This is a genomic window from Phenylobacterium sp. (assembly GCF_004799395.1).
Taxonomy (GTDB): domain Bacteria; phylum Pseudomonadota; class Alphaproteobacteria; order Caulobacterales; family Caulobacteraceae; genus Phenylobacterium.
This window is the reverse complement of the sequence record NZ_SSMZ01000227.1, coordinates 1-8952: the sequence shown is the minus strand read 5'-3', so window position 1 is coordinate 8952 and position 8952 is coordinate 1. Positions and strand designations below refer to the sequence as shown.

The window sequence follows — 8952 nt, the reverse complement described above, 5'->3', positions numbered from 1 at the left end:
GATCGAAAGGCCCATGCCGGTGCCATCCGGCTTGGTCGAGAAGAACGTGTCGAAGATTCGATTGGCGTCGTTCTGCGGCAATCCGACTCCGGTATCGCTGACCGACACCACAAGGCTCTGGTCGTCCGCGATTCGCGTTCTGACGGCGAGCTCGCGGGCGCCCTCGACGTCCTTCATGGCCTCAAGGCTGTTCATGATCAGGTTCAAGATCACCTGTTGAAGCTGCACACGATCGCCCAGGATCGCCGGCGCGCCTGCCGCGAGCCAAGTATGAACCGATGCCGAGTATCGCCTCGCTTCGCTCTCCAGCAGGAGCACCGTGCTGCGCACCAGGTCATCCAGGTCGACCAGATCCCGTTGCGGAACGCCCTTTTTGAACAGTTCGCGCGTTCGGCTGACGATTTCCCCGGCGCGCCGCCCAGCCTGAATGATGGCGCCGACCGCCTCACGGGCTTCCTCGAGGTCCAAAGTCTCGGCGGAGAGAAAGCGCAAGCTGGCGTTGGCGTTCGCAATCACCGCGGTAATCGGCTGGTTGACTTCATGCGCCAGCGCAGCCGTCAATTCCCCCATGGTGTTGACGCGGCTTGCGTGGGCGAGTTCCGCTTGCGACCGAAGAAGAGCCTCTTCTGCTTTCTTGCGATCGGTGACGTCCATCGTGGCGCCGATTATCGTGCCGACACCACTGAATTCCGGGCCTGCCTGGGCCCTCAGACTTAAGACGAACTTGATCCTCCCGTCAGGCATCAACAGCCTGTACTCCACCGGCGGGCCATTGCCGCTGCGTCCGGCGGGTCGCTCGTCGGGTGCTGCGGCCGCAAACTGTCTCATCCGATCTTGATCATCAGGATGAATGCGCTGCACCGCCTTTTCCACCGAGGGTTCTTCGGCTTGGTCAAACTCAAAAACACGAAACATCTCGTCCGTCCAAATCGATTTTCCGAACGGTCCATCCAAAATGTAGCTTCCGGTGTGGCTAAGCTTTTGCGCCTCAGACAATAGCGTCTCGTTCATCTTCATTTTCTGTTCGGCCAACTTGAACTCGGTGACGTCTGACAGCACCCCTATATATTCCACGACTTGGCCGCTCTCATCGAGAACTGGATCAGCCGCGCTCTCGACGAATTTGATGACGCCATCGGGGAGCAATAATCTGTACCCGGCCATCCAGCCGCTCTTCTCTAGGATCGCTCGAGTTCTCTGTTGTTCGACCGGGCGCCGATCGTCGGGATGAATGTATTCGACAATCTTATCCAAGGTCGTGGATTGCGCGTCGAAGTCGAGGCCCAGGATTCGAAGCAGCTCAGGCGAAGCGAGCATCTTCCCCGACGACGGATCGAGCACAAAGCTGCCAATTCGGCCCAACCTCTGGGCTTCCTGAAGGTAGGCTTCGCTGCGCCGCAGCTCCTCCTGCACCCGCTTGCGATCGCTGTTTTCCTGCTGCAGGTCAGAATAGAGACGGGCGTTCTCCAGAGAGATCGCCGCCTGTGACGAGAGCATTTCAAGCACGCTCACGCGTTCGGAGGTGAAGGCGTACGGCGTCAGGCTGTTCTCGAGGTAGAGGGCGCCGACGAGGTTGGCCCGGTTGGCAATGGGCAGGCAGAGAACCGACCGGACACCGGTCTGCTGGACATAGATGTCGTCCCGATAGGGATTCGGCAGCGATGCGTCGTCAAGCACCACGCCTTCTTTCGTCCGGACCACGTAGTTGAGTAAGGAGAGCGGCAGGTCGGAGGCCGTCACCTCGACCCCTCGGGCCGTGACCTCGGATTTCTCATGGCGGGTGACGGCCGTCGCCTCGAGCGTCAACTCTCCGCCCCGGTGAAGGATCAGCAGGCCCCGCTCGGCGCCTGCATGCTCCAACGCAATCTGCATCAGCTTCTGAATCAGTTCGCCGAGCCGGATTTCGCTCGATAGCGCCTGGGAGACCCTCAGGACAGCCTCGACGTCCAACCGCGCAATCGCCTCGCCGCCGGCGACCGGGGCGGACCGCGGAATCGGCGCCTCGCGAAGGTGCGGATGCAGCTGCTCGAGTTGCCTCACCTTGCCGTCGGCGCCCCAACGCAGGTAGCAGCGTCGCGCTCCGCGCAGATAGGCCTCGGCGATGCTCTCGATCCCCCGCGCGGCATAGAACCGGGCCGCCACCTCATAGGCCAAGGCCTCGTGCTGCACGAACCCATGCTCGCGAGCGGATTGAATTGCCTGTTCGTAGAGTTGCATGGCGTCCGCATCGCGCCCTTCGATGCGGGCGATCTCGGCCGCCACGAGCGCGAACTTGTCGCCGAAGCTCGCTGGGTTGACCTGCGCGAGCTCGTGAAGCTGGGCCCGATGCGCCTCGAGCAGATCGCGCAACTTGGTTCGCGCGTCCTCCGTGGCGTGGTCGAAAAGCGCAGCCACCGTCAGGCCTGTGTAGTAGCAGAATTCGAGACGAACCACGGCCGTTCCGAGCCCGGACAGCGCCTCCGTGTTCAGCATTTCTGACGCTGCAAGCGCCTGCCCATAGTCCGCTGACAGGAACCGGGCTTTCAGTTTCGAGATCCAGTACGGCATCGTCCATTGATGCCCCCTCAGCGCCGCTTCGAACTTGTCCTGATCGAACTGTGCGTCGCTGAACGTAGAGAAGGTTGCCGTGCGGCCCTGCATATTCGCGATGAAGCGCTGTTGGCTGACACTGAGATCGGCCATCTCGTGGAACCCAGCCGCCCGGGCGAATTCTAGGCCGACCTCCGACTCGCGCCGCACCGCCTCAAGCGGCTCGCCCCTGAGCAGCCTAAGGTTGACGATCAACGGGTAGCTGAAACAGACTCGGGTGACGTCCCCCGCTTCAGTCGTGATCCGGCAAGCCGATCGCACGTAGTCGAGCACAGTCTCGAACGGCTGTGTCCACACGGCTGCCAAACCCATGGCCAACTGCACTTCGGCTTCATAAACGGCGAAGCCATGCCTTGCGACAACATCGCGCGCCACCTGCGCGAACCGATAGCCATCTTGGTAGCGCCCAAACAACGAGCCAAGCCGATCCGCGAGACATGCACAGGCGATCGCGGAGGCGCCGCTAACGCCGTGCCGCAGGCTGAGGGTCACCATTCGGCAGAGCAGGGCGCACATCAGATTGTCCGAGGTGCTCGTCGCGTCGATCGTCTGTGAAAGCAGATGCATTGCCCCGAGCAGAGCCGGGTCGGTCATCAGCGGCAGATCAAGCAAGATCTCGATCGGACGTCCGCTAAGAGCGCACCACATGTCATCGAATTCAGCGAGCAACTGATCCCGGGTCGGGTGGGCCGGGATCATAACGCCGAGCGACTCCAAGCAGGTCAGCGCGCAAGTAGTGGCCTCCACCAATTCTGACTTCACGACGTAGAGCTTCACCCTGAGAGAACAGGCGGCAGCCAGATCGGGCTTTGACGCTGCGCGATCGATCAATTCGTCGATCAGCCGCTCGGCCGAACCGTGGTTGCTGCCCAGGAACTCGCACTCCGCGCGTTCGAGCTGCAGCCGGAACAGCAGATCGTACTGGCGCTCCCATCCCTCAGGACCCAGTAGCGCGGCGCCGGCCGCGAGGAACGCCGAGGCCGAGGCATGGGCGGCCGATTCCTTGGCCTTGCGTCCGGCCTGCAGATTGAGCCTCGCCACCCTTCGCATGTCTTCCGGATCGGTCAGTTCGTCGGCGCCTCGATTGAGCTGGCTTGCGACATCGAAGACGCGATCGTTCAGCGCGTCTGGGGACAAGCCGTCCAGCAGTGCGCGGCCAAGGCGCAGATGGAACCCGGCGCGCCGGTCTTCGGGGATGAGCGAGTAGGCTGCCTGTTGGATCTGGTCGTGCAGGAACGCGTAGGCATCGCTCTGGAGGACGATCAGCCCCGCAACGACAGCCTCCGCCACCATGGCCTGCAAGGTGTCCTCAGATTGCCCGCGGACCAGCGCAAGGGTCGCGACATCGGCGGTATTGCCGAGGCCGGCGAGGTCTATCAGAGCGTCCTGGGTCGCGACGGAGAGCCGACCAAGCTTCTCGGTCATCAGGCCGACGACGTTGTCGCTGTAGTTCTTGGCCCGAATGCGATCGATATCCCAGCGCCAGGCCAGGGCGTCCGAGTCGAAGACAAGCAGATCCTCCAGGGCGAGCGAGGCCAGGAACTGCACTGCGAAGAACGGATTGCCGGCGGTCCTCTCATGCAGCAGTCGGGCGAGAGGCCGGGCGGCCTGTGGTTTGCAGTGCAGCGCCTCCGCGACGAACTGGCCGATATCCTCGATCGAAAGGGGCGCCAGCGCGATCTCGCGAACCTCGACCTTCGACTGTCGGATCGCCTCGATCGACTCCCTCAGCGGGTGCGATGGCTCGACCTCGCCCGTCCGGTAAGCCCCGATCAGCAGCAGGCCCTTCACGTCAGAATGCGTGGCCAGGTGCTCAAGGAGTTCCAGCGTCGCCGGGTCCAGCCACTGCAGATCGTCGAGGAACAGCGCGAGAGGATGCTCTGGACGCGCAAACACGCCGACAAAGCGGCGGAAGACCATCTGAAAGCGGCGCTGCGCGTCCTGCGGCGCCAGATCGGCGACCGGCTGTTGCTTGCCGATCACCAGTTCCAGTTCGGGAACCTGGTTCACAATCAGCTGACCGTTCAGGCCGAGCGCCTCGCGGAGCGCGTCGCGCCAGAGCCCAAGCTCTGATTCACTCCGGCTCAGCAGCGAGCGAACGAGGCCCTGAAACGCCTGCGCGAGCGTGGCATAGGGGATGTCGCGCATGTACTGGTCGAACTTTCCGGACGCAAACAGCCCGCCCGATGCAGCGAGGGTCCTATGCAGTTCGTTCACCAGGGAGGATTTGCCAGCGCCGGAGTCTCCGGACACGAATACGACGGCTGTCGTGCCACGCGCGGCGACCTGGTCGAACGCCGTAAGTAATGTCTCGACTTCGGCCTTACGCCCGTAGAGCTCCTCCGGGATGACAAGCCGGTTGGGCGCGTCCTGCGCGCCGAGCGGAAACGGATTTATGTGGCCGTGCGCCTCTAAGAGCGCCAGACAGCGCTTCAAGTCGGACTCCAGACCCGCAGCCGTCTGGTAGCGCTCCTCGGCGGTCTTCGCGAGCAGCTTCAATATGATCGCGGAGAGCTGGGCCGGAATCGCGGCCACGACCTCGTTTGGCGCCACAGGCTTTTTCGCGATGTGGCTATGGATCAGCTCCATCGGATCGGATGCGGTGAACGGCAGCGTTCCGGTCAGCAACTCATACAGCGTGACCCCCAATCCGTAGAGGTCGCTTCGAGAATCTGTCGTCCGGTTGATCCGCCCGGTCTGTTCCGGCGCCATGTAAGCGAGCGTCCCGGCGATCGCCTCCGGTGGGCCGGACTCCTGTTGTTCGCGCGCCGCGCGGGTGGCGATTCCAAAGCCGGTGAGCCAGACAGCCCCGCTCGCCACATCCGCCAGGATGTTCGCCGGCTTGATGTCCTTGTGAACCAGCCCTCGAGCATGAACCTTGCGGAGCGCGCCCGCGAGCGGGATGGCGACGCGAAGGAAGTCGGCGATCGGCCAGGGATGGCCGCACAGCCGTTCGAGCGGCTCTCCCCCGGGATCCTCCAGCACCAACGAGATCCGCTCTCGGTGTCGGGTCAGCGCCACGGGCCGTGCAGCCCAAGCGGCGTCAAGCTCGGCCTGGAGCCCGTATTCGTTTTCGAGCCGGGCCACAGAGTCGGCCGTGGCGGTTCGCTCTTGCAGGGCGATCAGGAGTATCGGGCTCAGGCCCTCCGCCCATCCGCGCTGCAGCGGTGGGTCGGTGCGCAAAGTCGACAGCTGGTATTTCGAAAGATCCCTCACGGCGGTCCGGGCTTATGGCTGCTTCGCTGGCAGGTACCCGTCCGTGAGCGTCTTCAGGAAGGCGACGATGTCGTCCTCCTGCGCATCCGTCAGGCCAAGTTTGCCGAGTTCGGTCGTGTCCAAATTCCGGGTCGACTCGGGAGCGGGCCAACATGTCGTCCCCTCCCCAGGATCGTGGGGCTGGCAACGACGCAGCGTGTCGCGCGTGTTGTAGAAATGCACGATCATCTTCAGGCTCGTGAAGTAGCCATTGTGCCCGTAGGTCTTCACGAAACCGGGGTACGGCCGCTTGTCCACGTTCCGTAGGGTTGGCACCTGCACCCGTGCGGAGTTGTTTGCCGCAAGGCCCAGCCATCTCGCATCGACCGCGGACGGTCGGCTCAGTTCGGCGCCGTTCGAGAGGAACGCGCCGACCCCGTAATCGACGTAGGCTCGTCCTGCTGGATTGGCCACGTAGCCCCGAGCGTCGGGCCGGTCCTCGCGATAGAACGGCAGCCTCGGATTCGCCGGCGTTCCGATGTTGACGGCGGTGAAATCGGTGAACAGCGGGTCTTCACCGGGTCCGCCGTCCCGATGGCAGTTGTTGCAGAGGCCCTTCCCTCGGAACAACTCGTAGCCCGCCTGTTCCTGGGTGGTGAGCTTTGCCTTGTCCGCCAGACTCGCATCGAACTTCGAGGAGAACTGAACCTCTTCGGCGGACGCCTCGTAGCCGGCGATGGACAAAGCCATCTGGTCGAATGAGGCGCTCACCCGGCCGCGATCCTCCCGACTGAGGTGAACTGGCGACGGATCGGCTGACGAGGGCGGACCGGGCTGGCTGCAGACCTGGTCTACATTGCCTGGCCATCTGACCGAGAACGCCTGTGGGCCCCAGACCTGCTCAAACAACCTTCGATAGGGGCGCTGCGACGCGCGGTAGACAGCGCAGGCGATGTCCGGAAGGCCCATTTCCACCGGATTGACCGGCGGTCCTTCCGCCTGCTCGGCGGCGGGATTGGCCAGTCGGCGACCGGTGGCGCGCATGTCCCAGAAGTTGCCGCCGACGAGGTCTCCCCTGGCGCTGTTGTAGTGGAGCACCGGCGACAGCGTGGCGTAGGCGTGCGACTGCGGCCGTCGATTGCTGAAGCGCGTGCGCACGGATCCGGGATAGGCGATCGTCGTCGCATTCAGTTCCGAGACGGGCCCTGTAAAGCCCGCCTCAGGCATGTGGCAAAGGCTGCAGGCCTCGTTGCGGTTCACCGAGAGCTGCTTGTCGTACATCATCGCCTTCCCGAGCAGTTCGACCTGCTGGGTGACATTGTCGGGCGGCGCGCCGAGACTGGCGAGCGTCTTGGCCTCGATGCGGTCGATCTCGGCCTCGACCTGGGAAAGCTCCTGCTGCGCGCGCGGCGACAATCCGGGGCTGATCTCCACCACGCGCCGTGCGCAGGCCGAATCCCCGAGGGCGGCGGCGAAAATGACCGCCGAGACTGGCAAAAGAGCACGCGGCACCACCCCGCATCCTCCGCTGGCTTGCGCCATCCGGCGCCGCCCCATTATGGCGCAGGGCGCGGAACCCGCGCAGCGAAAACTTGACTCCGCAAGCGCGGACATCGTTTGGAACAGACTGACAGGCTATTCAATCGATCCGGTGACCTTGCAAAGGGACGCTCAGGCCATGGCTGACGCGCCAGACACCGTCATCGTGATCGATGACGATCCGGACGTCCGCGAGTCGCTTGGGCGGCTTCTGCGCTCCGTGCAGCTGCAGGTGCGGCTGTACGGCTCGGTGCCTGAATTTCTGGATGTGGGGCGCCCCGACGCCCCGACTTGCCTCGTCCTCGACGTACGCCTGCCCGGCCAGGGCGGACTGGACTTCCAGCGCGAACTCTCGAGCGCCAGCGTCGAACTGCCGATCATCTTCATCACCGGCCATGGCGACATCGCGATGTCCGTCCAGGCCATGAAGGGCGGGGCGATCGAGTTCCTGACCAAGCCGTTTCGCGAACAGGACTTGCTCGATGCGATCCGCTCAGGCCTGGAGCGAGACCGGGCCCGGCGCGAAAAGGCCCAGGCGGTCGCCGAGATCCAGGCCCGCTTCGAAACACTGACGCCCCGCGAGCGCGAAGTGATGACCCTGGCGGTGTCGGGCCGGCTCAACAAGCAGATCGCTGTCGCGATAGGCCTGAGCGAGAACACCGTGAAAATCCACCGCGGAAACATCAGCCGGAAGATGGGCGCCACGTCCCTCGTCGAGCTGGTCCTGATGGCCGAGAAGTTGAAGGGCCTGCCCATCGCAGGATCAACGGGGAAGCCACAGGTTCCCTGATCGCAGGGCGGCAAAGCCAGCTGCGCGAGCCCTGGGGCTCCGCGGCCCCGCAGGTCCCTGCCGCCTCCTCGCTTGCGTGGCGGCGCGGGGGTTCATCCCCGCCCGCCGCCGGCATGCCCGCCGGCGACGTGAACGCCGTGGAATCCGCCGGCCGGACCATGACGGAAGTGGGAGCCGCCATCCCGAACGAAGGGATGGCCCGCGCCGTCGCAATAGTAGAAGGCGTCGTCGTCACCCCAGTACCCGTCATAGATCGGGCCATAGGCGTCGTCGTAGTAGGCGTCATAGGCCAGGAGGCCTCCGTGGCCTGTCGAGGCGCAGGAAGGAAGCAGGAGCGCCAGGCCCGTAATCGCCAATGCCAAAGCCAGGGGTTTCATAGCCGTTCTCCGAGCTTGCCTGGATGGGGCCAGGCCATGCCGATTTTGTTCGGCGCATGAACTAGGGCTCGCGGCGAGCAACTGTCTTTGGGACGGCTCTGAAGAGTCCTGAGCTCATCTGAATTCCGACGTCGCGTGACGCCGGGTGGAATTGCGCGGGGTTTGAGCCCCGCTGACGGCTGGACCTTCCAAAGAGCGGGCACATGATGCTCTCGCCTTTGCGTCGCGCGCCCTCGAATTGTCGCGTGAAGTCATTGCCTTGGGACGCGAGCCGTCGGTCGACCTAAGCGGCCCCAACTCCGGCGCGTAGCCCTAGCCGATAGACTTCGCCCGAAACCGAACCCACCTAGAGTCCGCTAGCAGACCGCCTCCGTAATCGTCGGCTTTGATCTCGACGAGGTGACTCGGCGGTGATTCACTCACCGTATGAGCAAGACCTTCCGTCCGTGGCCTGTTGACCAG

At 64.0% G+C, this 8952-nt stretch carries 4 protein-coding genes; 1 reads left to right on the top strand and 3 read right to left on the bottom strand.

Translation table 11 applies throughout. From position 1 onward, the window contains the following. Both E8A12_RS14395 and E8A12_RS14390 read right to left on the bottom strand, forming a co-directional pair. Window positions 1–5805: AAA family ATPase (locus tag E8A12_RS14395; protein ID WP_293369944.1), on the bottom strand; the 5805-nt coding region annotated here is incomplete at its 3' end. 12 nt (window positions 5806–5817) lie between these two features. After that, the gene (locus E8A12_RS14390) at window positions 5818–7296 is read right to left on the bottom strand and encodes a cytochrome c peroxidase (RefSeq protein ID WP_293369942.1); all 1479 of its coding nucleotides are present in this window, start codon (window positions 7294–7296) and stop codon (window positions 5818–5820) included. Between E8A12_RS14390 and E8A12_RS14385 the strand changes: the two genes are divergently transcribed. Continuing rightward, on the top strand, window positions 7262–8113 hold the full coding sequence (locus E8A12_RS14385) for a response regulator transcription factor (RefSeq protein WP_293369940.1): 852 nt from the start codon (window positions 7262–7264) through the stop codon (window positions 8111–8113). The genes E8A12_RS14390 and E8A12_RS14385 overlap by 35 nt on opposite strands. A gap of 92 nt (window positions 8114–8205) precedes the next feature. Here E8A12_RS14385 and E8A12_RS14380 read toward each other — a convergent pair whose 3' ends face one another. After that, entirely contained in the window at window positions 8206–8490 is a 285-nt protein-coding gene (locus E8A12_RS14380; RefSeq protein ID WP_293369937.1) for a hypothetical protein, read from the bottom strand. Between the last annotated feature and the right edge of the window lie 462 nt (window positions 8491–8952).

Excerpts from the sequence above, each read along its gene's own strand:
- E8A12_RS14385 (WP_293369940.1), top strand. The coding sequence starts at position 7,262 with ATGACCGCCGAGACTGGCAAAAGAGCACGCGGCACCACCCCGCATCCT.
- E8A12_RS14380 (WP_293369937.1), bottom strand. The coding sequence starts at position 8,490 with ATGAAACCCCTGGCTTTGGCATTGGCGATTACGGGCCTGGCGCTCCTG.